Source organism: Segatella copri, from assembly GCF_019249795.2.
Taxonomy (GTDB): Bacteria; Bacteroidota; Bacteroidia; order Bacteroidales; family Bacteroidaceae; genus Prevotella; species Prevotella copri_B.
Genome location: NZ_CP156891.1, coordinates 25948 through 52639, shown reverse-complemented (window position 1 = coordinate 52639; position 26692 = coordinate 25948). Strand labels below are relative to the sequence as shown.

The window sequence follows — 26692 nt, the reverse complement described above, 5'->3', positions numbered from 1 at the left end:
TATCCACCCAACAAGATATTTCACTTTTCTGCTGATATTTTTGTGCAATCGATTTCACAAATATTAAGAAAAAGAGGCTGGATTCTGTAAACCAAATATTTACAAAATCCAGCCCCTTTATAGAGTATATAATTAATATAACGGGCGCGCCAGAAAATAGAAAGAATATTGTACTTTTGGCTTGTCCGAAATCAAATTCAGAGGTTTTCAGCCTCTTGCAGCCAGATGGCAGATGCAGCATCACTAGGCATACGCCAGTCGCCACGAGGACTGAGGCTTACGCTACCGACTTTCGGGCCGTCTGGCAGACAACTGCGCTTGAACTGCTGATTGAAGAAACGGCGCACGAAGGTCTTCAGCCACTTTTTGATAGTCTCCTCATCATAGCTGTCAGGATCATTATCACTGATCTTTACACGCTCCAGTTCGGAATCAACAAATGCCTTCTTTGCCAACATGTAAATCTTGGAAGGACGGAAACCGAAACGCAGGAAATAGTAGAGGAAGAAATCATGCAGTTCGTATGGTCCCACCAAATCTTCCGTCTTCTGCTTGATATTTCCATTCTCATCTGCCGGAATCAACTCTGGACTGATAGGAGTATCGATGATATCACGAAGAGTGATGCGGCTCTGTTCGTCTACCCCACTCTCTGCTACATGATTTACGAGATGACGGATCAGGGTCTTAGGAATGCTGGCATTCACGCCATACATGCTCATGTGGTCACCATTATAGGTAGCCCATCCTAATGCCAACTCTGAAAGGTCGCCGGTACCGATAACCATACCACCCATCTTATTGGCTAAATCCATCAGAATCTGGGTACGTTCACGAGCCTGGGAATTCTCGTAAGTCACATCATGCACACTGGCATCCTGACCGATGTCCTCAAAGTGCTGGGTTACAGCCTTGGCGATGCTGATTTCCTTAATGGTAATACCAAGACTCTGCATCAGCGAGATAGCATTATTGTAGGTTCTGTCTGTGGTTCCGAATCCCGGCATAGTGACACCTACGATACCCTTTCGGTTCATTTTGAGTTTATCAAAAGCTTTTACACAAACGAGTAAGGCCAGCGTAGAATCCAAACCGCCGCTAATACCGATTACTACGGTCTTGGCATGGGTATGAACGATACGCTTGGCTAGTCCCATGAGTTGGATATTGAAAATTTCCTCGCAAGAGGCATTCATATCGCTGCTGGTAGGAATAAACGGATGAGGATTCACCTCACGTTCCAACACAAAATCGCGTTCATTTTCGGTAGGATCGGCTTCGATATTACGGATATTGAACTGACCGCCGAGAACAGAATACTTAATATTGCGCTGGGCATTTACATAAGTAGAATTCGTACGACGCTCAGAGCGGAGTTTCTCTACATCTATCTGTGAGATAACCATCTGCGGTTCAATAGAGAAACGTTCACTCTGTGAAAGTAAAACTCCATTCTCATAAATCAGGGCATTTCCGCCATAAACCACATCCTGCGTACTCTCACCGAATCCGCAGGAACTGTAGATATATCCGGTCATGGTACGGGCACTCTGCTGGCTGAGCAGACTCTTCAGATAATGATGTTTTCCGATGAGTTCGTCGCTTGCAGAAAGATTGAAAATCAGGTCTGCTCCTGCTAGCGCCAGTTTGTTGCTAGGAGGAGCCGGAGCCCATACATCTTCGCAGATTTCCACACCAAACTGTACGCCATCGAAAGTTTGAAAAATCTGAACATCAGACGTCAGTTTCACCTTATGTCCGGCATAACGGACTTCGCAATCTCTCAGGTCCTGAGCCGAAGCAAACCAGCGTTTCTCATAAAACTCGCTGTAGTTTGGAAGATACGTCTTCGGTACAATACCGAGAATCTGTCCATGCTGGATAACGATACCACAATTGAGCAACAAGTCGCCCGCTATCACCGGCGCACCCACGATAGAGATGATATCGAGTTTGCGTGTGAAATCGAGCAACATCATCACCGCCTGCTCAGATGATTCAAGAAGCACCTGCTGACGGAAGAGATCCTGACAGGAATAGCCCGTAACAGAGAGTTCCGGAAATGTAATGATCTCTACACCCTTTCCCTCAGCCAGCGCTATCTGTTCCTCTATCTGCTGGGTATTGAAAATGACATCCCCCACCTTTACGGCAGGGATGGCACTAGCTACCTTAATAAATCCGTACTGCATAATAAATTACTTTATTGTTACCTGTGTAGCACCATAGCCATACTCCTGGAAAGAAGCATCCTGATAGGTGCAACTCTTATAGCGATAGTTCAATTCATGAATGAGAGTCTGGCGTAACACACCTTCGCCCTTTCCATGAATAAAGATAATTTTCTGTCCCTTCTTTTTCTTATATTCCTCCATGGTCTTCTTAAAGATATCCATCTGATAATGAAGAATATCTGCAGAATTCATTCCAGCAGTTGTTTCAAGCACTTCATCCGCATGAAGATCTATCACAAGGGTACCATCATCCTTCTTGCTTTTCTTCTTGCTGGTGTTGGCGACAACCTTCTCATCCTTATACATCTGCTCTTTCAGACGCTTGGAATCGATAACCAGCGGACGGGCTATTTCATCGTTCTCTACAATCGTAAAGAGATAGGCTGGAGTCTCGAAGAAATCGTTCTCTTCGAAAAGATGAAGTTTGTAGAATTTCACGGGATCGAGACGGAACTGAACATCTGTTGCCGGCTTCAGGAGAAATGGCTTGTCCTTCTTGTAAGCTATCATCTGGATGGCGATATGCTCCATCTCGTTCAGAGCCTCACGACCGAATTCCTCGATGAAGAGTTTGGTATTCGGTTCTATTTCTCCCTCTGCTTTCAGAGTCCATGCATTTCCCTCAGCCACAAGATAGGTATAGTGGAGATAGTAGTTGCTGTCATTCACCATATAGGTCTCGAAACGGGTATTGGTTACGTCCTTGATGTTGATAGGTACAAAGGCGAGATAAGCACTGAGTTTGTTGCCACCCGTACGTTCCTGAACCGGTTTCACAAAGGTTATCTCACGGTCGGCAGCATCATATTCCTCTACATCCATATCCACGTCATCGTGATCATTCAAGATAGCCTTGATACTCCGGCTGTCCTGATGCAGTTCGGTATTGGCATGCTCCTCAGCCTTCTGCTGCGCATCCATCTTAGCCGAAATCATCTTGCCCATGGAGTATTCATCCTGCTCCACCACAACCACCTCGTTGATAGGCATCGGAATCTCAAAACCATCCTCATCCTCAACGAGCACAATATTTTTACCTTGGAAGCCGGCAACCTTTCCGCCACCCACTTCGCTCAAGAATCTGACTTTATCTCCTTTTTTCATAATCTATTAATAATTTGTAATTGCAAAGATACAAAAGATATTGCAAAACAGGGCTTATTTTAATATTTTTAATGTTACTGATAAAAATAATCCTGTAAAAGATGCACCATGTTAGATATTTTTCCGTATCTTTGCAAAAAATAGTAACGAACCCTTTAAACAGAAAAGTTATGATTACATTTCCTTGCGCCAAGATCAATCTTGGTTTAAATATAGTTAGCAAGCGGAAAGATGGATACCACAATCTTGAAACGGTGTTCTACCCTATTCCGCTGACCGATGCACTTGAAATCAAGCTCATGGGCGATGAATTCCCTAGCGATGTTCCTTGTGATCTGAAGATTACAGGTAACGCAGTAGACTGCGATGAACAGAACAATCTCGTTGTAAAAGCTTATAATCTCCTGGCTGCCGACTTCAGGATTCCACGCATCCATGCTCACCTGGTGAAGCGTATTCCTTCGCAGGCAGGTTTGGGTGGCGGTTCTGCCGATGCAGCCTTCATGATCCGTTTGTTGGACGAGCGTTTCCGCCTCAACATCGGTAATGCGGAGATGGAAAAATATGCTGCCAAACTGGGCGCAGACTGTGCCTACTTCATTTCTGCTGACCCCGAAGATGGTGACACAGCATGCTATGCAGAAGGCATCGGCGAAGAACTGATGCCGGTAAGTGGTCCTGGCGATAATCTGAGGGGCTATCATCTGGTTGTGGTGAAGCGCGATGATATTGCCGTCAGCACCAAAGAGGCTTATGCAGCCATCACCCCACAGGCACCAGCCAAATGTTGCCGCGACATTGTACGCCAGCCTATCGAGACTTGGAAAGAGGAACTTGTCAACGATTTTGAGGCACCTATCTTCAAGATGCACCCGGAACTGCCTGACATCAAACAGAAGCTGTACAACCTGGGTGCCGTATATGCAGCGATGAGTGGTAGCGGAAGTGCCATCTTCGGTATCTTCAAGCATAAACCTGCAAATATAGAGGAACAGTTCGAAGGAATGTTCTGTAAAATAATGAAACTATAATTTAGTTAATAATTTACTCTAAATATAATGAACGAAGAAACACATCAGAAACTGATGACTATCAAGCGAAGCTTCCGCTTGCTGATGAACGGTCCGGGATCGCAATCTATGCGCGATAAGGGACTGGGATATAAACTGAATTGGGGCGTACCATTCTATGAACTGAAAAAGATGGCTGAGGAATATGGCAAAGACTATGACCTCGCCATCGAACTGTGGAAGGAAGATATCCGGGAGTGCAAGATTCTGGCTACACTCATCATGCCTGCCGATAAGATGCTTCCGGAAATCACAGATTTATGGATGGAACAGGTACAGAGTCAGGAGATGGCAGAGATGCTTGCCTTCAACCTTTTGCAGCACGTAGATTATGCGCCTGTCATCGCCTACCAGTGGATAGCAAGTGATAAGCCGCTCTATGAGATTGCCGGTTTCCAGCTCCTTGCCCGTCTCTTTGCCAATGGAAAAGAGCCTAACGAGCGTGGCATCAACGAATTCCTGGATCAGGCTGCCACAGCATTGCAGGGTGACAACATGGGAATAAAACATGCTGTCTCTAATGCGGTTCTCCGTTTCTGCGACTTCGGCGAAGATTTCGAGAAAATTGCAAGAGGCGCACTCAAGGGTATCTACGAGATATAATCTTACTCACATGTTCTTTATCTCCCACAGATTTCTATATTCTATAGTGGAGTAATTTAAAATCTCCCACAGATTTCTATATTCCACAGAGGAGTAATTTAAAAAGTCCCACAGATTTCACAGATTTACACAGATTTTTTCTCGAACTGCAGAAATGCTCTGTGTAAATCTGTGTCATCTGTGAAATCTGTGGGACTTTTTCTTAGCGGTCGAAAAACTTCTGGTATTCGTTTTCGAAGTTCGGAGTGAAAACACCCTTGCCGATGTTTTCGCTGATTTCATCCTTGGTCCAGAATCTGCCACCGGCCAATTCTTCCTGGCTCGGTTTCACCTCGCCATCATATACACAGCGATGTACATAAACCAGTTCCTTTTCCCGCTGACTCTCAAAGACATAATGCCCAAGAGATTCCGGTTCAAAATCGGTGATACCCAATTCTTCCCTTACCTCGCGATGCAATGCCTGACTCACACTTTCGCCTAAATCAACATGACCGCCGCAGGCTGTATCCCATTTATCCGGCTGGATATCCTTCCAGGCTGGACGATGCTGCAGATACAGATCACCCCGGCTGTTGAATACATGCAGATGAACAACCGGATGCAATATCTTGCTTCCGTCATGGGCATGACCGCGGGTAACAGCGCCCAGGATGTTGCCCATTTCATCTACTATCGGAAATTCCTCGTTCTTATTATCTATCATCGTTTCTCTTATTACAAAGTTCCGTATTCATCAGAGTAGCGTAACATCTGGTCGACATAGCTCTCCTCATAATCCAATACTACGTCTGTAATTTCGCCTTCTTCATCCATCTCCAGCGTCATCTTCGGATTGATAAATCCCTTGTATGGAGCGAGATTCAGTTTCTTGTATCTTGCCAGTATCTCGCGATGCAATTCCGGATCAATATTCACGGCATACTTCTCTACCAACAGGCGGGCAGTCTCGAAATCACCCTCACTCTTGATGCGCTGAATTTCAGCAAGCAACTCACCGAAGAGATGGCGGAGCTTGGCATAATCATTAATCTTCACATAAGTCTTCGTCGTAATGATATTGCCCTCACTGTCCTTCAAAGCATCCTCGGCAGAAGCATAGTTCATATCCATCTTCACCAGTTCCACAGCACCCTCGGCATGCTCCATCACCCACCAGGCTATCAGCGCACGGTTGCGCATGTGGGCTTCCTCTATCTTGTCGCCTTCCTTGATGCGGATGGTCTGGGTGAGCAGACCGTTCATCAGATAACCGTAATACTGAGCCTTGTATGCCTCATCATTCGGAGTCAGGCCCAGTTCTACCAATTTATGGTCGGCTACATAATAGAGTCCGAAAAGATCGGCTCTCGCCTCTTCTATCGTACTGCCATACGCCTTCAGTGCATCGGGGTCGGTACCAGGCAAGAGCTGTCCGCTACCATGCCCCAGACACTCATGCAGGTCGGTATGCAGATCATCGGTAATATCCTCGTACTGATTCATCAGACTGATGGTATCCTCGTCGATAACGAATTCATCGCGGAAACCATTGCCTTGAGCTGCCTTGTTATATGCCTCGGTCAGGTTACCGATGGTCACACTCTTAGAACCATATTCCTGACGGATCCAGTTGGCATTCGGAAGATTGATGCCGATGGCAGAAGCAGGATATTCCTCGCCACCCAACATCGCCGCACAGATGACATTGGCTGTAACACCCTTCACCTCCGGCTTGCGGAAACGTGGGTCTACAGGTGAATGGTCCTCAAACCACTGGGCATTCTGACTGATGGTCTGGGTGCGCTTCGTTGCTTCAAGATCCTTATATTCTACGATGCCTTCCCAAGTACCTTTCAGTCCGAGCGGATCGCCATACACTTCGATAAATCCGTTGATGAAATCAATCATTCCCTCGTGCTGCTGCACCCAGGCAATGCTGTAACGGTCGAAATCCTTGAGATCGCCTGTACGGTAATACTTCACCAGGAGATCGATGAGATGTTTCTGTTCCTCATTTTCTGCATATTTCTGAGCACGGAGCAACCAGGAAACAATCTCCTTGATAGCTGCGCCATAGAGGCCGTCTTCTGTCCATTTCAGCTCCACCAGTTCACCATTACGCTTGGTCAGTTTAGAGTTCAGTCCATACGAAGGTGCCTGTTCGTTGCCCTCTTCCTTCATCCTGGCATAGAAACGTTCTACTTCTGCCTGAGAAACATTCTCATAGAAATTGCAGGCTGAAGTCTGTACCAGATCCTCGCCATCCGTCTGATTCACGCGCTTAGGCATGACTTCCGGATTGAAGATGACAGGCACCAGAATGCCCAACAGATCTTCCTTGCTCTGTCCCTTGGAAAGAGGCAGATATTCATCGGCTACAGCCCCAACCATCTCATAGAAAGATTCCTCTGAAAATCCTGGCACAAACTTTTCACATCCATAGTGATGATGGATGCCGCTGGCAAACCAGACACGCTTCAGATAAACTTCGAAAGCCTTGAAATCTTCGCTTTCGCGATTACCCTCATAATGACGGTATACAACCTCCAGAGTTTTACGGATGCGCAGGTTGTATTTGCCCTGCTGGTCGAAGGTGATATCACGTCCCAAGAGGGTTGCCTTCGACAAGCAATAAATATAAATTTTCTGTGTGAGCGACAGGTTTTCGAAACCCTTCAGCTCATAACGGAGCATCTGGATATCGGCAAATCGCTCTTGAGTGTTTACATTACATTTTGCCATTTTTATCTGTATTTACCATGCAAAAGTAATACATTTTTTCCACATACCAAACTTTTCCTCCTGTTTTTCGCTCTTTGCAAAGTTTTTTACTTGAAATATGCACTTTTTCTTGGAGAAAACTTTTATTTATGCAGATTATTCATTACCTTTGCATGAAAAACAAAACAAAAACATGCCGGCAAAGGCATAAATCATAAAACGGCAATCATGCAGATAAACGAGATATTAAAAAGCTATTTTGGATACGATTCCTTCCGCCCCAACCAGGAAGCGATTATCAGAGAGGTAATGCAGGGACACGACTGTCTGGTTCTCATGCCGACTGGTGGTGGAAAGAGTCTGTGCTACCAGGTTCCCGCATTAGCGATGGAAGGTACTGCTGTGGTCATTTCACCGCTCATCAGTCTGATGCACGACCAGGTGGAGGCGCTCAAGGCAAACGGTATCCCAGCAGAAGCACTGAACAGCGGAAACGACACGACCGATGAACTTATCATCCGCCGCCGATGCGAGAAGGGAGAACTGAAACTTCTTTATGTTTCGCCCGAAAAACTCATCAGCGAGATACCTTATTTATTCAGCAACATCAAGATTTCGCTCTTTGCCGTTGACGAGGCCCACTGCATCAGCCAGTGGGGACACGATTTCCGTCCGGAGTATTCGCAACTCGGTATGCTGCACGAGAATTTCCGCAATGTCCCGGTGATGGCGCTCACAGCCACAGCCGACAAGATAACGCGCGAAGATATCATACGCCAGCTTCATCTCAATGGGCAGACGTTCGTAAGCAGTTTCGACCGCCCCAATCTCTCCCTCACCGTAAGACAGGAGAGTACCAAAAAGGCAAAGCTCCAATACATCACCCGCTTCATCAGTAATCATCCGGAAGAAGCAGGCATCATCTACTGTCTCTCCCGCAAGAACACCGAAATGGTAGCTCAGGAACTTATCGATATGGGTATCAATGCCGCAGCCTATCATGCCGGAATGACTGCCCAGACCAGAGCATCAGTACAGGAGCGGTTCAAGATGGACCAGATTCAGGTGGTATGTGCTACCATCGCTTTCGGAATGGGCATCGACAAGAGCAATGTGCGCTGGGTAATCCACTATAATATGCCTAAAAGCATAGAGAGTTTCTATCAGGAAATAGGTAGAGCCGGAAGAGATGGAGCACCATCAGATACCGTGCTGTTCTATTCGATGGCCGACATCATCACCCTCCGTTCTTTCTGTGAAGAAAGCGGACAGCGTGATGTGAACATGGAGAAACTGCGCCGCATGGAGGAATATGCCGAATCGAGAGTATGCCGACGACGCATTCTGCTGAATTATTTTGGCGAGACATCATCCTGCAACTGCGGCAACTGTGATGTTTGCAAGAATCCTCCACGCACCTTCGACGGCACCATCAGAGCCCAGAAAGCCCTGAGTGCCGTGGTCCGTTCGGGTGAGCATATTGCAGTAGGTACCTGCATCGAGATTCTGAGAGGCATGCATTCTTCTGCAGTTGTGAAAAACAAATACAACGAGATGAAAACCTTCGGGGTGGGCAGGGATACAACATCTAAGGACTGGAATGCTTATCTGCTGCAGATGCTGCAGATGGGATTCTTCGAGATTGCCTACAACAACCACAACTACATGAAGGTTACCGATTTAGGCTGGAAGGTACTGAAGGGAGAACATCATGTTTCGCTGGCTTATATCGAAGAAGATGATAAAGCCACCCGCCCAAAGAAAACGGTACGCAATAGGAAGGGCGCCATCGCCCAGCCGGGAAATCTCATTCCTGAGGTGCATGCCGAACGTGTCATCTTCCAGGAAGACTCGAAAGGCGTGGAAGACAAAGGGCTCTTTGAACACCTCAGAAAGATACGCAAGAACCTTGCCGACGAACAGGGTTATCCTCCATATATCGTACTCAGCGACAAGAGCCTTCATGAACTTGCAAGGATGAAACCTACCACCAAGAATGCCATGAGCCTGATCAGTGGTATCGGAGAATTCAAGCTCAATAAATATGGCGATACCTTCATCAAGGCTATCAGGAAATATACAGGACTATAAGATCTTGTTATCCTATCTTCCATTCCAGACAGTTCACCTCGTCCTTCACCGAGAAGTTCAAGCCTATCTTCACCACCTTCTTGCCGCTCATTTTGAAGGCGTCGACATAGTGCTTTGCCTCAATCTGGGCGAGAGCCTCCTCGGCACTCTTGTTGAACTTCAGTTCCATCACGTAGATGGTATCTGCCGTTTCCATCGTGATATCGATTCTGCCCTTCGCCGTATGCGGTTCCACATGGATGCTATAGTTGGTGAGCAGGGCGAACATGATGTAAAGCGTCTGCTGCCAATGCCCCTCGTAGTTGGTGTTGTCGCAGTAAGGCACCGTCTCCAGGAAGTCGTTCAGCAGGCTAAAGGCAGCCTCCATATCCCCCTTCTTTACCAATACCGACATCTTGGCGATGGTCGTGTTAGCCTTCGCAGACTTGTCCGTCAGATAATGAGGCAAGAGACTACCATACAGCCCCACCCTAATCTCCTGGTTAGGCAATGCCAACTGATACAACTTTGTCGGTTTGTCATATCCCTTGATGGTGACATACCCGCTCTGATAGAGCAAAGGTACGATGGTGGTCATCGTTTCTGTGGGGGCATCAAAGTCCTTCTTGCCCACCTCTATGGTCTCGCCAAGGTCTGCAGGCAGGAATTCATATTTTCTCATCATATTGATGAGATAGGTAGGTGTGCCCGATCCGAACCAGTAATCATCCATTTCCTGCTTGGCAAAGCAATTCAGCAAGCTATAAGGATTGAACACATCAGGAGATGGCCAAGTGAAGTGATAACCGTCATAATGGTCTTTAAGCTCCTGGATGGTCTCCTCCCTGCTCAGTTCAAGATGCTCGGCAAGAGCGTCGATGTCATCGCTCATCTGGGTCAACAGTTCCTCTTTGGTGATACCGCAGATACCGGCATAAGGCTCATCCATGCTCACGTTGGTGATATTGTTCAGCTCGCTGAAGATGCTCAACTGCGAAAACTTCGTAATGCCCGTCAGGAAAACGAAGCGAAGCAATGGCTCGCAATCTTTCAAAGGACTGTAGAAATTGCGCATCGTATTGCGCAAGACATCGAGTTTTTCCTTCTCGTGAGCCACATCCAGCAGCGGTGCATCATATTCATCGATGAGCACCACCGCCTGCTTACCAGTCTTTGCTGTAACAGTGTTTATCAAGTTGAGCAAACGAACGTTCGGATCTGGAGAATCACAATCTACTCCAAACCTATCCTCATTTTCCTTTAATATATATAAGAGGTATCGATCCAGCTGTTCCTTCTCCATATGTTTGCCTCCAGCCAGACTGAAGTGCAGCACGGGATAAGTATTCCACTCCTTCTCCAGCTTCTCGATGGCAAGCCCCTCGAAGAGTTCCTTCTTGCCCTCGAAATAACTTTTGAAGGTGGAAACCAGCAGCGACTTGCCGAAACGGCGTGGTCGGCTCAGGAAGAAATACGTTCCATCGGTATGTGTCATCTGATAGATGTATTCCGTCTTATCTACATAGAACATATCCTCCTTGCGGATCCGTTCAAATGTCTGAATTCCTATAGGATATAATTTTCTTGCCATAATCAAACGCAGTCTAATGAAATTTATTTCAGTTTTTCTTGCCTCAAAAAGTCAGGCTGTCCAGACTTTAAGCACCTTTTATAATGTTACCATCTACTTGATAAGCCACACAGTCCATCGGAGGAACGAAGTTCAGCAAATAAACTGTCGAACGCTCCTTCAGACTGATTTTCGAACATTTTCTAACTTCCTTTTCAGCCAGATAACCTGCCAAAAAACTATTATTCATTCCCATATATCATCTCATCAAGTTCAGAAGATAATTCAGATATTTCATCAGAAAGAGAATCAAGATAATCACCCATGATAAAATGGTATTCATCATCCACGATATTCTCCATTTTTCCTTCATCTGTCATGCAGTATGCCGAATACCATGAAATCGGGATTGCATATTCCAGCATTTCTTTCATTTTCTCATCAAGCTTCTTTTCCTTAGCCAGTGCCACCTTCATCAGCACATTCAGAGAAGTCAGCACATACGGACTATGGGTGGTCATAACCACATAGCTATTTGCCCCCGACTGCTCATAGGCCTTCTTGATATTCTTCACAATCTCCTTCACCATCGCAAACTGCGACTTCGGAAACAGATTTTCTTCCAGCTCCTCAATATACAGCTGGGCGAATTTATATCTATACATCTTAGTTCCCTTAATCACATCATCCGCACTGATTTCTTTATTCTCATCATCCAGCATAATCTTTGCCACCAAACTCGTTAAATCAGTAAGGCTCGACTTCGGAATCTTCCCCACCTGTCCGGTAACATAATCCACAAGCACAGCCAAAGGCAACGCCGACAGTATACCACTTGAAGCATAAACAGGCGCTATCGTTCTACCCACCTGCTCAAGCACGATTCTGTCAGAATCCGTAACCTTATCATAATAATATTTCATATTATCATCAAATGGAATTCTCAGCGGATGCTTGATATCATATTCCTTCTTCGCCTCCTGATATTCCAGAAGATAATTAAATATCGAATCATAGTCAGATGAGCGATAAACCTTATCAATGTTCTGAATAGCCGAAACCAGATTGCGTTCCGAAGGAATAAAACTCAGTTTTGCATTATAGCGCTCAGTTTTGAAATTCGCTTTCTTTCTGATTTTCACATTCGCCTTCACGCCATCCATCTCGATGGTAAGGCAATCACCATCATAAAAGATATAAGAATCAGCAGCAAAGAAAGCATCATCGAAACGATGAAACTTCTTCAGCTCTTTCAGGAATCGGCCATAATGGGTATATTTCTTCAGCAGATTCTCGCCATCAAGCATGATTCGCTTTTCTATCCAGCGACAGAAGCACAATATTTTCATAAAGGTACTTTTTCCCGAAGACTGTTTACCCACAATAAGCATTACGGCAGACAAAGCGATGTCTCCCGTATCAACAATTGGGCCTATATTTTTAATTCTTACCTTAGGCATATCTATAATAATGAATGTTCAATTGCAAAGTTAAGCAATTAAACTCAGAAATGCCCTTCTTGGCTTATCTTTTTATATATTTTTACACATTCTCCAATCATATAACTTTCCCCATGCTGCCACGCCCCATCCACCACCCCCACAAACGCAAAAATCCTGACCCAGAGATTCCATAGAATCTCCGAGCCGGGAACAGCATATATTTAAATATAGAGAATTAAATTTCATCTAAATTAAAAACTGGATAATCCTCTGCATAAATACTTAAACTTAAAAGAACATCATCTGTCATTTCATGCTTGTGAGACTTCAGATTCTCCCATACTTCCGAGATGAGACTAGCTATCAGAGTTGCCTCTTCTGCTATGTAACAATACTTATAATAAGCTTTTCCCCACCATTGAAGAGTTTTATAGATCTGTTGCCAAGATTTATTCTCCAACATCTTTGCAAAGTCTGCCTTGCCTTTTACAAAATCGTGGATTGGCTGATAAGGCAAATCTTCTGGTGCGAGATAGGCCTTGCAAAACATCGTGGGACTCATCACCACCCACTCCTTTTTTGAAACATTGGAATACCTTTTAGAGAACATCCAATGAATCGCTTGTTGACACAGTAAATCATCAAAAACAAATATTGCCTTGTCAGAAACTAGACAAACAGCAGGATTCAACAGTTCAAGAGTATGCGATACTTTACGATTCAAGCTAGCAGCCTCTAGTCCTTCAGTCGATTTATACCCCAGTCTCAACTCAACCATTAGCAGCTTACAGTTTGTCTTATGGTTATTTTCGTAATCAGCGATACCTATTACCGCATCCATTGTAGCTTGCTTTTGCCCACTACAAATCATAACCTCATAAGTATCCATGTCCAAACATTCGATTCGCTCGTCAAAAAAATTATCTTTATAATCCCTTTTACAAACGTCACTTAGTAGCGCCCCAGCCTTTTCATAAATGGGGTGCGACTCTACACACTCATTATCAAAAATCTGTATCGCCATATTGCTGAATCCTTTCCAATGCTATATTGAACGAATTAAAGATAGGTTCGATGTCACTGCCAAGAGGCTTAAAAGCATACTGAAACCCATCATCATCCACACTCTGAGCTAAATAGAAGTTTGTTTCAGCCAAGATTTCTTCCTTTTTGGCTATTGCCTTGATGGCAGCGACAAAGTCAGGATTATGACTCGCTAAGACTATTTTTACTCCCAACGATTTACGGATAAGAATCAATAATCTAGCAAAAACAACAACCCACTGAGGGTGCAAATGAACTTCCGGCTCATCTATCATTAGAACCGTCTTGTCATCTAAATGACCATTCTTTATCAACTGGAAAAGATAGGCAAACGACTTCATACCAGTAGCGATTTTATCCAAAGGAAGCAATAGCTTGCCATCCTTGCGCTCATAATACATTTCTTTATCGCCCAACAAACTGTCAGAAACATTAATTTTTCCATTTAGGATTTCTGATATGCGATACAGCAAACGTATGTTTTGCTTATCATGACAACCATTTTCCTCTAGCATTAATTTTCTTAATCTTTGCCAAAACACATTCTTTAGGAAGTCATCCAAGCCGAAAGCCATTGGAGTGTCTATGTAAATCGCTTTGTCCAGATTAAAGAGAGAGCCTATTCTCCCATCAGATATAATGTTGACCCCTTCCTCTTGCAAGGCAATCTTAACGGGAACCATCTCATCTTCATATAGATATGTATGAAGAAAAGACGAGACATCTGTCAAGGAGCGATCCTCGCTTTTATACAATACCTCTTGCTGCATTTTATCTACCTGTAGGCTTATCAACTCAGCAAAAGTTTGAGCATTTCTAGCCTTTTCCTCACCATCTAAATTCTGATTCAAGAAATTAAGAACTCTATCTTTTCGTTGTTCTTGAACATTCTCAGCATTCAAGAATTTATCTAGTTGTGAGGCAAATTCACCTATAAACAAATGTAACTTGCCAGAGTATTCGCCTATTGAGTCTAATGAGAAATTATCATCGAGTTTTAAATCGTCAACAGATTGCAAAATATTCAGACCATTGTTAATCCCTCTATGTAGTCCCCACATTTCCCTAATAGCACGAGTGATATTTTGCAGCAATGAATTTATTTCTGTTTTATATCCTTTAACCAGATAGGAGTCAAAATCCGTAGCAATATCTATCATATAATATAACCATCTAGATATAGTACTCTTACCACATCCATTTGGTCCTGCCAGCACGGTGATACCATCTATTATGATATCAGCCTCCTTGATAGCATGATAGCTACATATAGAAAAACGATACTTGCTCATTTATTCAATCATTTATAATTATTTTCGCAAAGGTACAACTATTATATGAAAACACCTAAGATTTCATAGTTTTTAACACGAAAAGCCATCACACTTTCCCCATGCAGCCACGCCCCCATCCACTACCCCCACAAACGCAAAAATCCCGGCCCAGAGATTCCTTTTTGAATCTCAGAGCCGGGAATAGCATAGTTTTAAATATAGAGGATTAAATATCCATTTCCGCCCTCCTGGTGTGTAGGATGACATCCAGCACCAGGTGGAACACTATCCATACAGCGATGTCGATGCCCAGGATATACGTGATGTTTACGTGGCCGATCATCAGGAAATTGAGCAGGATGAACATCAGCGAGAGCAGGCAGATAGCCACCATCACCTGTCTCACCCTCAGTCCGCATCTCAGCAGTTTATGGTGGATGTGGCTCTTGTCAGGCAAGAACGGATTCTGCCTGTTTCTCAGTCTGTGACCCACCACTCTCACCACGTCGAGCAGCGGCACCAGCATCGTGGTAAAGGCAAACACCATGTTGTAGTCAGACACCACATGCGGGCTCACATCCACCGTGCTCAGGTGAATCATCAGAAAACTGATGATGTAGCCCAGCGACAGCGAACCCGAATCGCCCATAAAGAGCTTCCTGCCCCTCATGGCATTTCCAAACACGTTGTAGAACCAGAAAGGGATAATCACACCCAGCGCCGTAATGCAGAGCAGGGCAAAGGAAAACAGATGCAGCCAGATGTGCTGCCCCGCCAGAGCCACCAGCGAGATGCCGCAGAGTCCGGAAGCCAGTCCGTCGATGCCGTCAATCAGGTTGATGGCATTGGTTACGTACACCACGATGAGCACGGTGAAAGGCATGCCCACCCATGGCGACAACTGATAGATTCCGAAGAGTCCGTCGAGCGACTTAATCCACACGCCCGAAGCCACGAGCAGTGATGCCGCCACTATCTGCACCAGGAACTTCTTCTTGTACCCCACTCCAATCAGGTCGTCGGCAAGTCCCACCAGGAACAGCATCATGCTACCCACCAGCAGGGCCAAAAACTCATAAGGCACCTCCCCGTGCATCGACCCGCTGCTCAGTCCCATCAGATGATATATCAGCACCAGGCCGCCCATGGTAATAAGCATCACAGGGAAGAACGAGAGTCCGCCCAGACGGGGAACCGGCGCATGATGCACCTTTCTCTTATCCGGCATATCAAAGAGTTTCTTCTTATGCGAGATAAGGAGGATGTTAGGCAACACCAGCATGGCGATGGTGACAGACACAACAAGTGCTACCAGCAGGAAAATATAAATTGGTTCAATCATAAAAGTAAATAGTCTAAATTGTTACTTTTTATTGCATTTTCTATAATGTATTATCTATAGCTGCATTATCTATAGTTGCATGAAACGTTTACGCTTCCACTCCTGATAAAGCAGCATAGGCAGGGTAACCACAATCCAGCCACATCTCTTCAACTGTTTTTTCGGGTCGCAGAAGATGCGATATACAAATTCCAGATGAGCATCGAGCATCCATTTCGGCGCACGCTTCTCATCCTGTCCGCTGTAGAACTTAAAGGCAGCCCCCACGGCAATCATCACCCCTCTTTTCAGATAAGGTTTCAGTTTGCTCATAAAGATTTCCTGTTTCGGAGCGCCCAGCGCCACCCAGATGATATCCGCCCCATCCTCGTTCACCATCTTTGCGATGGCAGGATAGTCAAACTCATCCACAGCCTTGAAGGGCAGTTCATAGAAGCTCATGTTCTCTACCTTCGGGTTCATCGCCTTCAGGTTCTCTTTTAACCCGTCGAGTGTTCTCTGATTGGTACCCATAAAGAACATCCGGTATTTCTGCAAACTGACCAAGTCCTTGAAAATCTGGCTACCGCAGTATTGCGGATACCTTTTACCATACAGCCATTTGATGTAGAGCGGCACATATCCGCTGTCACAGATGGCAAACATACCGCCATTTACAATCTTTAAGTAGTCTGGCTTTCTATTAGCGTTGTTTAGGATTACTCCATCCGCCACGCATATATAGTCAGACTCGTTTTTTGATAATTGTTCATCGATTCTTCGCCCTACTTCCCGAGGCGAGAATTCATAGTTGATATTAAAGTATTTCTCCATAAAATATTACTTTCTTTCTCTATATATCGCTCCGTATTTTTTTACTTCAAAGCCTTTTTCAAGCAGAATTCCATTCGTTTTTCAAAAGCCTCCAAAGTAAAATCACTTTTGAATCTCTTCCATCCATTCTCTCCCATATTCTTTCTTAAATCAGCATCTTTCAATAGTTTTTCAATGCTATCAGCAAGAGCTATTGGATTATTCATCTCCACCAGATAGCCGTTTTCGCCATGACGGATGATGCTGCTGATGCCACCAACATCTGAGGCAACACATGGCAAAGCATGCTGCATAGCCTCTAACAAGACAAGAGGGAAACATTCGTTTAAGGTAGGAAGGATGAAGAAATCAGACTTTTTGTACAGATCTTCTTTCTCTTCACCATATTTCTTTCCAAGATAAGCTACTTTGTTTTGCAGATTTCGCATTTCCACTTCTTCTTGAAAACGTTGCGCATCAATCTCATTGGTTTCTGCTCCAACGAAATCACAGGTAAAATTCAACTTCTTATCATCTAGCATCTTTAAAGCATCAAGAAGTACAAGAACACCCTTAGCTATTAATAGGTTTGATAAGAAGAGGATTCTAGGCGTCGTATTTTCTCTAGTGATATCCTTTGCATCAACTGCGTTACCAGGAATACCATTTTCACAAATCAGCACCTGTTCGCGTTTCACGTATTTCTTCACATCCTCATATAAGGCATCAGCCAACAGGATAACCTTGATTCCTTTGAAGAATCTGCGATACATCCAGTCATCCAGCTTCTTGTCCTGTCGGGTTACGACACCCTTGTTATGGTAATGTACCACCACCTTTCTTCCCATCAGTTTCAGAAGCTGCACCACGAGAAAGTCCTTATAGAAGGCAACGCCACAAGCCGTAGGAGTAACATATACAAGCTGTGGTCTAAAGGTAATCACCATTAGCACTACCTTGCACAAGAGCATCAGATACTTGATATACTTCATCACTCCTCCCTTACCAATATCCTGCAAGGTTTTGGCAGAAGTAAGATTGATATACTTACACTTGAAAGCCTCGTTGATAACACGGCTATCATGAATATACTTTCCCATCATAGCCGCACCATGTACGGGTGGCGGCAGGTGTAGGACAAAAAGAATTCTTTGTTTATTCATAGATAAAATATTATGCTAATCGCATGGCTTGAAGATATCCTTCAAAAACTATAAATTCTCCATACGAGCATATAAAGATTTAATATGCTCTTCAAAACTGCTAACCATCATATTTTCCTTAACTACCAACTGCATTTTCAAAGGCTTCATACTATAAAAAGCAAGCTTTAACTTTTCGATAAATTTTGTTTCATGATGTGGATCAATGATATATCCATTTTTCCCATCCTTTACAAGGCAGTTACTTCCTGCATCCTTGCTGATCAATACTTTACATCCAGCAACTAAAGCTTCATTGGTAACAGCGCCAAAAGGTTCTTTGTAACTTGGCAACGTAAAGACTTGACCTACATTATACCAAGCATATAACTCATCCCCTTCTAAACGCCCCGTAAAAATAACAGCAGGATTACCTGCTGCAATTTTCTCTAGTTTTTCTTTTTCTGGTCCATCACCAACAATCACAAATATGGTATTATCTAAGTTAGCTTTTATGAATGCACGTAGAGCAAACTTCACATTCTTTAAAGCCACCAATCGACCAACAAATAACAAAACCTTTTTGCCTTCAAGATGATATTCACTCACATAGTTTTGGCTAATCGGAAGCACACGCTCTAATCTTTTCTTGGCAATCACATCATCACAGATAATCGGGAAATATATTCCCTTCTGATATTTTTTCTGATTATAAGCTGCAACCTTAGGCTCAACATTGATCACATCATCAACAAAAGGCATCATTGCCTTTACAGCCCTAGCATGTCGCTTAGTAAATGGATTGTTATTTACCAACATATCATAACTATCATCATTGATTATAACGATTTTATAATGCCTTCTCGTGATAATTTTATGCAAGATGATTAAAATAGTAGGAATTCCAAATTCAGCTCCTAAAACTATATCGGGACGGGAAGTATCTAACTTTTTCCAAATAGCCTTCATCCATTTTAATAAGCCCATGTCTTCTTTCACTATATAACTAGGCTCAAAATCAAATTGCTCTTCTATCTTGCTATAATCAAATGTCTGATCCCTCAAATTACGCCAAAATAAGCAGATTTGTGAATTGTAATGCTTAGCTAACGAATTAAACAAGTCTATACGATATGGGGCTACAATAGGGTGGAAGATTAAAAGTTTCTTTTTCATAACAACACTATATATTTTTTAAAAAACTCAAAGAAACATCTCGCAAATTCGCCAATAATCTATCTACATGATGATAGTCTATTTGTGTACCTAAAGCCTTATACATATCCTTACCAGTAGTAACAACAAATAAATGCTGAAGACCAAGATAATTCAAAAGCGTTGAGATTCTGTCACTACCACCACTTTTATTATTGAGAACAACAAACTGTTTATGAAATAATATAGAAAAGACAGTTGCATGGAAAGAATTAGTAATAACATACTTTGCATCACGTATATAGCCTAACCATTCTTCAACAGTATAATGACCCTGAACTAAAGATTTTTGACTCCACAAATCAACAAAGCAAATATTTTCTTCTTGCGCTATATTTTTAGCAGCAACATTTTGATCTTTGTTTTCACCAAGTATATATGCTACTACCTTAGGTTCCTTTACACGACAAACTTTATCCAACAAATTCTCTTCATAGAACCTAGCATCCCATAATAACGTTGGATCTATAACGAGTTCTGCATCAACATTAAATACATTTTTACATATTTCAATTCCTGATTTTTCTCGAACAGAAACCTTATCAAACTGTTGCATCAGCTGTTTTGCCTTTAAAGTAAAAGCCTCATTTAATGACCATTTAGAAAGACCAAAAGAAGCTGCATAGGATATTCTTTTACAATTACCGGAAACAAAATCAAGGAAATAGTTGTGCCCCATAAAGGACTCTCGCCATACCTGATCACTACCAACAATAACAGCATCAAAATGTAAAGATGGGAAAGTTGCTATCAATTGTTTTGTAGATGTACAGAGTGGTGTTTTAGGAGCCAAAAACTCCTTATTAAATTTCAAGAATCTATACCAAGAAAAGTAATGCTTATAAGAATAACTATGATACAAGCGTCGCCAACCAGAAAATGTACGAATTCTGTCTATTATGTAAGCATCATGTCCCATTTCTTTTAACTTGCTCAATAATGCATAAGCCTGTAAAACAGCACCATAATTATTTGCCCAATGATAAGTTAATATGCCTACTTTCATCGCTTATAATATTTTATTAAGTGAATAATTCTCATTATAATACTGCGTTAAATTAATATTTAATCGTCTGTAAATCAATAACTTATATTAAGAAGTGCTTATGAAAACTTAATTATAAAAAGTTGGTCAAGTCGCTGATTTTCAGTAACTTTGCAAATCACAACAAACGCAAAATTATATGAATACAGGACTTGACCAATATATGGATATCTTTAAAGATGCAGTTGAAGATTCGGCTGCAAAGTTAACAAAAAGTTTCGAGAAAATACTCATCGAGGTGATAATTTTGTTCATGGTAATACCAAGAAAGATAAATTTCACCCAAATGGGGAGGTATGGCTCGCATGTTGAGCAAACCTATCGCAACGCATTCGGCTTAAAAAAGTCGAAAAGCATTGACTGGCTCAAACTTAATGTCTCACTTGCCAAGCGCTTCTTTGGTAAACAGGGAAGATGGGCTATTGCCATTGATCCCAGCTACATCAGCAAAGCTGGCAAGAAGACTCCACATATCGGTCGTTTTTGGTCGGGATGTGCACAGTCTGTTAAACATGGTCTCGAAATCATGGGTATTGTCCTCATTTATATTGATGCCAAAGACTGCATGATGTTAAAAGCACACCAGTCGCTAAGTAATAAAGAACTGAGTCTTAGAAACAAGACTATGGTAGATTTCTATATCAGCGTCATTAAGCGTTACCGCAAGGAACTTCTCAAACTCTCAACCCTCATAGTTGCAGATGCTTACTTCTCTACAAGTACATTTGTTAATGGGATAAAGAAAGAAGGGTTCTCTTTGATAAGCCGCTTTCGTGACAATGCTTGTCTCTTTTATGTCTATGCTGGTCCACGTACTGGAAAACGTGGTCGCCCCAAGACCAAGGATGGCAAGATTGATATGAAGAATCTTGACCTCACTCGAATGGAGAAGATGGAGATGAAAGATATAGAAGGAACAGCTTATACTTTGATAGCCTATTCCAAGGCACTCAGGTGTAAAGTTAGACTTGTCATCTGGCAGATGCCGAATGGCAAGAAGAAACTATTCTTCTCTACAGACACCTCACTTTCGGGTGAAGAGGTACTTCTTTATTATAGAACCAGGTTCCAGATCGAATTTTGCTTTCGTGACGCCAAAGGCTATACTGGTCTTATGGACTGCCAGGCTCGCGATAAGTGGAAACTCGATTTTGCTTTCAATGCTTCGTTCACATCACTAAATGTTGCCAAGGTAACTATGAAGGAGATGGGAATGGAATATTCTATGTCTTCATTCAAGTCACTGATGACCAACATTTATCTGGTGAAACGAATTTTTAAAGCAAGCGGGTACACCCCGAACCGAACTTTAATTAGCAAGATTTTCAAAGATCTCTCGTGCTTACAGCGTACAGCTGCTTAGCACATTATTGAATTATTAACGAACTATTGTCATTAAACCAACAACTTCTAATAAGTTATATATTTCTTTATAGACCCGTTGTTTAAAACTTGGTTTACATAAACTATCAATTAAAGAAGACAATTCTTTATTCTGACCTGCAAAGAATATTTCTCTTTTTGTCTTATCTATTTTTGCAGAATGATTTATGGATGGATTTCTTAAAGTTATAACATCATAAGGAACCTCTATCGTATCACTATCTGTCTTACTAAAGAGCTCTTTACCTTTTTTACTTTGAACTATCACACAAGAAACACCTTTGTCATCGTCCCATTTCCTATTATACGTATGAATGTTCCAAAAATCCCCGATTGTTATATCTGCACCAGAGCGCAAGCCCTTAAAATTACACCCATAGCAACAAGGCCGTAAATATAAATCATTAAAGAAGCCGTCTAAATATTTGCATTCATTAAGCACATAGGAGAAAGAAACAGTATTTCTTTTGCCATCAGCCGAGGCTTCGGCAAAGAGGAGAGAAAAACAGTATTTTTTCCAACCTTTCCGTTTGTCTCTAAAAAATACATTATCTAATTCTACCCCATCAGGAAAATAAATTTCCCTTTTGGGAATAGAAAGAATAGAGGAGTGAAAAACAGAATTTTTGCTGCTCTTACGAGCAGCGTAATAATAAATTTGCTCTTGAAGATACCATCTAAAAACACCAGGCGAAGGAACTCCATGACAAACGAAATCTAGGGTAATAAGATTCTCATAATCTTTCCTTAAAAACGTTTTCAAGCCAGCAATTTGACAAGGGGTTCCAGAAAAAAGGACTAAACGTCCATTTTTCAGAAAAGTTTTCACTTGCTCATATGCATTTCCTATCTTACTCTGTACATATTTAGACCCTCTAAGAGAGTTTAAGCCTTCCAATGTTTCTGTGTAACAATGAACAACCTCCCACTTTTTATTAAAAGCAGCTCCAAAAACGACCCCACCATTTTCTATAATTTTTTGAGCCAACAAAGAAAAGATTCCTCCACTAGAACTCTCTTTTCTGATTTGCTCATCAGGACTTTTAGCAGCATAGCATGATATAGGATATTGACCTGATGAAATATTCAATACAGGACATACCTTTTCACACAAATGGCACCCAACACATAGGTTTGTATCTACAGAAGGATAAAGAAAGCCTTCATTATCCTCAGACATTGATATACACTGTTTAGGACAACTTTGAGCACAAGAATTACACCCACAACATTTTTTTCCGATATCAATCATTCTATTATTTTTTTAATTTAAGACACAGATGCATTAAAGATTCTGGCAAAACAGACAAAAATATAATAGCGTATATCTTGAAATTCTTCAAGTTATATTTTAATGCCTTAAAAGACTCATTCCAAGCAAGAAGCCTTTGACAATTTCTCATTGCATCAAAGGCTCTCATCTTATGCCAACTAGACAAATAACACCTTAATCCTTCTACTGTCTTATTTTGAGAATATATTTTCTGCAGCTCTACCCCTACAGGATCTTCCTTAGATATCCTTTTCATAGGACGTTGATCAAAGCTATGAGTATCTCTTATGCAATAAACTGCGAGCGCTTTCTTACTATAAGCTATTTGAGAACATAGAGCCATCTTTGCCCAAGTTAATAAATCCTCTCCTAAAGGCAATCCTACAGGAAATCCACCTATCTGCTGTATTATACTTTTTCTCAAGACAATCGCAGATGTCCATAATGGAGGAGTAGATGTTGAAGCAACCCTAAAATAATTGTCGATAATGCCATCTTCTCCTTTAAAGCTCAAATTATTAATTATTGTATTAACTTCTTTTCCACTAGGACTTTTCAATAAATAGTCTGTCGCCCAAATTCCACAGCTAGGATATTTATTGATTAAATCAATTTGTGTTTGAAGATAGTCTTTATGCCACATATCATCAGCATCTAAAAATGCAATATATTCACCTTTAGATTCTTCTATACCTCGATTACGAGCACATCCCACTCCCCCATTCTCTTGATTTATCAATTGAATGCGAGAATCTGAGAAACTTTTCACAATACTAACACTTCCATCTGTAGAGCCATCGTTAACGATTATGATTTCATAATTTTTATATGTCTGATCCAAAACTGCCTGAAGCGTTTTAGCTATTTGCTTTTCTTTATTATATAGAGGTATTACTACTGAAATCATTATTTAAATCTTTAATTTTATAAAATATCCCAAGAAAAATAAATGGTATCACATAGCTTTGTTGAGCATAAGTGATAACATTATCAAATCCCATTGCAAAAAAGCAAGCCACAAAAGAAGCAACGGTCAAAGCGCCTGCAAAAGTTACAATTTCACAACCTTTGAATTTCCAGGTTTCAGATAACACAACAAAAAGCATAACTATAACAAAAAAGATAAATATGCCAAGTCCAATATTTCCCGACTCAGACAACATTTGTACCCAGTCTGAATGTATTAAACGCAATCCATTATCCTTATCAGCCTGCTCCTTTAGCCAACCTAAAGCTGCACCACAACCGCTTCCCATCGTTTCATGTCCATAATAAGCATGGTTCATAATTCTCTCCCACATAAAATTACGACCATTCATTTCGACTTGATCCATTGATGCAGAACCAACAGACACTGTGGAAGCCTTGGAACCAAACATTTTTTCTCTTACCTCAGGAACGGCAAAAATGGAAGTGATAAAAAGTATAACCATCAAACCTATATAAGGTATGGATCTTCCTTTTTTATATATCATATAAAAAAATGACAAACCTAATACTGAAGCACCAATGCCAGTTCTTACACTATCTACAACCGTTGAGAGAAACACCCAACCTGCCATCCATAAATATTTTCTTTTCTTAGTAACAAAATACATAATAAAGAAAACAGAAAACAAAATAGCAAAAAAGTCAGCCAATGAAGCATACGATATAAAAAGACCGCCAGCTCTAAAAGTAAACAAAGCTTTTAAATTTGGTAATGTATTAGATATAATACCTCCTAAAAAGAGTGCATACACACAGCATATCCAGCAAGTTTTCTCTAAGAAAACATAGAAATCATCTTCACATTGGATGGCATTGTATCCCAACCAAAAATAAAGATACGGAAGACAAAACTTCAAGATCATCATCCATCCCTGTTCTGGATATGGAGTATAAGTCATTGTATAAAGATTCCATAGCACAAACAAGGTATATGCTCCAAGTACCATATTAAAACGATATCGGAAAGCCCCTCTATACATCATCAACAGCAATATAACTATCCATACTCCGTATTTCACCAAAGAAAGTGGACCAAGGAATAACATTGCTGTCAATATACTGTATATCAAAAAGCTTAATGGTTGATTGCACTCATATTTCCATCCCTCATACCATGGCACTTTTACCAACATCGGCTTTCTCGTGGCATACATATAAGCAAAATAGAAAGCAATCAAACCAACTATCAAGTTTATAATTAATGACATAATTACTACTTATTTCAATTTAGAATATAAATCATTAAACAAATCACCATACCTTTCAAAGGTAAACTGATGCACATAATCCGATAAATGAGAGCGCATTTGCTCTAAAAGTTTTGGATTTTCTAAAAGACAACAGATTTTATTAGACAAATCATCTACCGATTCCGGTTGATGAAGTAATCCAACATACCCTTCTCTTACTACCTCAGGCAAGCCTCCTGTATTACTAGCTACCAGCACACATCCACGTGCCATACCTTCTATTGCCGTCAGGCCGAAGCCTTCGCTTCTAGATGGCATTAATAACACGTCTATTTTATCATAATATGATTGCAAGGCTGCTTGTTCTTGCCTTCCAACAAACTTTATTATATTTTTAAGATGCAACCTATTAGCATCTTCCTCCATTTGTTTCAGCAAGGAACCATCCCCTACCACCAACAAACGAACATTCTTATGCTTGTCATATACTTTGGCAAAAGCAGGAACTATAAGATCCATACCCTTGATATGCTCCAAACGACTCACCACACCAATGGTTATAATATTCTTATTTTCTCTTTTTTTATCAGTAATCTGAATATAACCAGGCAAGGCATTATATATGGTATAATGAGCATGAGCAGGAATACGACAGATAGAAGAATCAAATAAAGAACAACTCCCAAAGAAGTTTTTCTCTGCTCTAAGTGTAATACAGGTAAAAGCTCTCAATACATGACTCTGCAAAAACTTTAATAGTTTCATTGCTTTTACTCCATATACATCAGCATTGGTATGAGCTGTCGCAACGATATTCTTCTGCCCCATCAGTTTTAACAGGATGATGGGAATGGCACCAGGTGCCATATACTGTACATGCACAACATCAGGTCTAAGAGATAATTTAATCTTCCATAAATTTTTCAAGAGGAACAAGATTCCCTTCACTCCTCCCAATCGTACTCCTGCTTTTGAAAAGAGTACCACTTTACTACCCACTTCTTCATACTGCTTCACCATATTTTCGGTGTGTTCAAAGTAGCAGGCTGTTGTCACCTGATGTCCTCCCTTCACCAATGCACGCACCAGATTTAGGGTCTGTATTTCCGTGCCTCCAGTCAAGAGGCACGGAATTGTTACTAATATTTTCATAAGTTACTAAAAAACAATCATGATGTTATAATAACTATAAATGCAAGGATACAA

Annotated in this window: 22 protein-coding genes; 4 read left to right on the top strand and 18 right to left on the bottom strand. The window is 41.8% G+C overall.

The window, feature by feature from the left end:
• Window positions 1-197 precede the first annotated feature (197 nt).
• Together KUA48_RS00275 and KUA48_RS00270 are read right to left on the bottom strand one after the other, a co-directional pair.
• Window positions 198-2192 carry an NAD(+) synthase gene (locus KUA48_RS00275; RefSeq protein WP_218433211.1) on the bottom strand — a complete coding sequence of 665 codons (1995 nt, stop codon included), beginning with the start codon at window positions 2190-2192 and terminating at the stop codon, window positions 198-200.
• 6 nt (window positions 2193-2198) lie between these two features.
• Window positions 2199-3338, bottom strand: a complete 1140-nt coding sequence (locus KUA48_RS00270; RefSeq protein WP_006846839.1) for a DUF2027 domain-containing protein — start codon at window positions 3336-3338, stop codon at window positions 2199-2201.
• A gap of 170 nt (window positions 3339-3508) precedes the next feature.
• On the opposite strand from KUA48_RS00270, the gene ispE reads away from it, so the two are divergent.
• Window positions 3509-4369 (top strand): 4-(cytidine 5'-diphospho)-2-C-methyl-D-erythritol kinase, encoded by an 861-nt coding sequence (gene ispE, locus KUA48_RS00265; protein ID WP_218433212.1) that lies wholly within the window; start codon window positions 3509-3511, stop codon window positions 4367-4369.
• Between the two features lie 27 nt (window positions 4370-4396).
• Window positions 4397-5011 (top strand): DNA alkylation repair protein, encoded by a 615-nt coding sequence (locus KUA48_RS00260; protein WP_118191225.1) that lies wholly within the window; start codon window positions 4397-4399, stop codon window positions 5009-5011.
• Between the two features lie 202 nt (window positions 5012-5213).
• On the opposite strand, the gene KUA48_RS00255 is transcribed toward KUA48_RS00260, so the two are convergent.
• Together KUA48_RS00255 and KUA48_RS00250 are read right to left on the bottom strand one after the other, a co-directional pair.
• Window positions 5214-5717: an NUDIX domain-containing protein gene (locus KUA48_RS00255; protein ID WP_218433213.1), complete on the bottom strand. Its 504-nt coding sequence runs from the start codon at window positions 5715-5717 to the stop codon at window positions 5214-5216.
• 11 nt (window positions 5718-5728) lie between these two features.
• Window positions 5729-7735, bottom strand: coding sequence for a dipeptidyl peptidase 3 (locus KUA48_RS00250; protein ID WP_218433214.1), 2007 nt, complete (start codon window positions 7733-7735; stop codon window positions 5729-5731).
• 207 nt (window positions 7736-7942) lie between these two features.
• Here KUA48_RS00250 and recQ point away from each other — a divergent pair, with 207 nt between their 5' ends.
• Window positions 7943-9805: a DNA helicase RecQ gene (gene recQ / locus KUA48_RS00245; protein WP_218433215.1), complete on the top strand. Its 1863-nt coding sequence runs from the start codon at window positions 7943-7945 to the stop codon at window positions 9803-9805.
• A 7-nt stretch (window positions 9806-9812) separates the two neighbouring features.
• On the opposite strand, the gene KUA48_RS00240 is transcribed toward recQ, so the two are convergent.
• The 10 genes from KUA48_RS00240 to KUA48_RS00195 form a co-directional block, all read right to left on the bottom strand.
• The gene (locus KUA48_RS00240; RefSeq protein WP_218433216.1) at window positions 9813-11375 is read right to left on the bottom strand and encodes an ATP-binding protein; all 1563 of its coding nucleotides are present in this window, start codon (window positions 11373-11375) and stop codon (window positions 9813-9815) included.
• A 67-nt stretch (window positions 11376-11442) separates the two neighbouring features.
• Window positions 11443-11604: a hypothetical protein gene (locus KUA48_RS00235; RefSeq protein ID WP_218433217.1), complete on the bottom strand. Its 162-nt coding sequence runs from the start codon at window positions 11602-11604 to the stop codon at window positions 11443-11445.
• The gene (locus KUA48_RS00230) at window positions 11597-12703 is read right to left on the bottom strand and encodes an ATP-binding protein (protein WP_218433218.1); all 1107 of its coding nucleotides are present in this window, start codon (window positions 12701-12703) and stop codon (window positions 11597-11599) included. Before KUA48_RS00230 ends, KUA48_RS00235 begins: the two co-directional genes overlap by 8 nt.
• A gap of 328 nt (window positions 12704-13031) precedes the next feature.
• Window positions 13032-13820, bottom strand: a complete 789-nt coding sequence (locus KUA48_RS00225; RefSeq protein WP_218414654.1) for a hypothetical protein — start codon at window positions 13818-13820, stop codon at window positions 13032-13034.
• The gene (locus KUA48_RS00220) at window positions 13801-15132 is read right to left on the bottom strand and encodes an AAA family ATPase (protein ID WP_218433219.1); all 1332 of its coding nucleotides are present in this window, start codon (window positions 15130-15132) and stop codon (window positions 13801-13803) included. The genes KUA48_RS00225 and KUA48_RS00220 overlap by 20 nt, the downstream gene beginning before the upstream one ends.
• 208 nt (window positions 15133-15340) lie before the next feature.
• Window positions 15341-16456 (bottom strand): MraY family glycosyltransferase, encoded by a 1116-nt coding sequence (locus tag KUA48_RS00215; RefSeq protein ID WP_153073457.1) that lies wholly within the window; start codon window positions 16454-16456, stop codon window positions 15341-15343.
• A 69-nt stretch (window positions 16457-16525) separates the two neighbouring features.
• Window positions 16526-17269: a WecB/TagA/CpsF family glycosyltransferase gene (locus KUA48_RS00210; RefSeq protein WP_218433221.1), complete on the bottom strand. Its 744-nt coding sequence runs from the start codon at window positions 17267-17269 to the stop codon at window positions 16526-16528.
• A gap of 41 nt (window positions 17270-17310) precedes the next feature.
• On the bottom strand, window positions 17311-18411 hold the full coding sequence (locus KUA48_RS00205) for a glycosyltransferase family 4 protein (protein WP_218433223.1): 1101 nt from the start codon (window positions 18409-18411) through the stop codon (window positions 17311-17313).
• A gap of 48 nt (window positions 18412-18459) precedes the next feature.
• Window positions 18460-19566, bottom strand: coding sequence for a glycosyltransferase (locus tag KUA48_RS00200; RefSeq protein ID WP_153095214.1), 1107 nt, complete (start codon window positions 19564-19566; stop codon window positions 18460-18462).
• Window positions 19567-19573: 7 nt separating this feature from the next.
• Complete coding sequence (locus KUA48_RS00195; protein WP_218433225.1) at window positions 19574-20611, bottom strand: polysaccharide pyruvyl transferase family protein; 1038 nt, start codon at window positions 20609-20611, stop codon at window positions 19574-19576.
• A 178-nt stretch (window positions 20612-20789) separates the two neighbouring features.
• Between KUA48_RS00195 and KUA48_RS00190 the strand changes: the two genes are divergently transcribed.
• A complete protein-coding gene (locus KUA48_RS00190; protein ID WP_264960474.1) occupies window positions 20790-22013 on the top strand; it encodes a transposase in 1224 nt (407 codons plus the stop codon).
• A 15-nt stretch (window positions 22014-22028) separates the two neighbouring features.
• Here KUA48_RS00190 and KUA48_RS00185 read toward each other — a convergent pair whose 3' ends face one another.
• The 4 genes from KUA48_RS00185 to KUA48_RS00170 are packed head-to-tail and all read right to left on the bottom strand — an operon-like array spanning window position 22029 to window position 26638.
• The gene (locus tag KUA48_RS00185; RefSeq protein WP_218433734.1) at window positions 22029-23285 is read right to left on the bottom strand and encodes a Coenzyme F420 hydrogenase/dehydrogenase, beta subunit C-terminal domain; all 1257 of its coding nucleotides are present in this window, start codon (window positions 23283-23285) and stop codon (window positions 22029-22031) included.
• 4 nt (window positions 23286-23289) lie between these two features.
• Window positions 23290-24213, bottom strand: a complete 924-nt coding sequence (locus KUA48_RS00180; protein ID WP_153094293.1) for a glycosyltransferase family A protein — start codon at window positions 24211-24213, stop codon at window positions 23290-23292.
• Window positions 24185-25504: an O-antigen ligase gene (locus tag KUA48_RS00175; RefSeq protein ID WP_153094294.1), complete on the bottom strand. Its 1320-nt coding sequence runs from the start codon at window positions 25502-25504 to the stop codon at window positions 24185-24187. Before KUA48_RS00175 ends, KUA48_RS00180 begins: the two co-directional genes overlap by 29 nt.
• Window positions 25505-25513: 9 nt before the next feature.
• The gene (locus tag KUA48_RS00170) at window positions 25514-26638 is read right to left on the bottom strand and encodes a glycosyltransferase family 4 protein (protein WP_153094295.1); all 1125 of its coding nucleotides are present in this window, start codon (window positions 26636-26638) and stop codon (window positions 25514-25516) included.
• Between the last annotated feature and the right edge of the window lie 54 nt (window positions 26639-26692).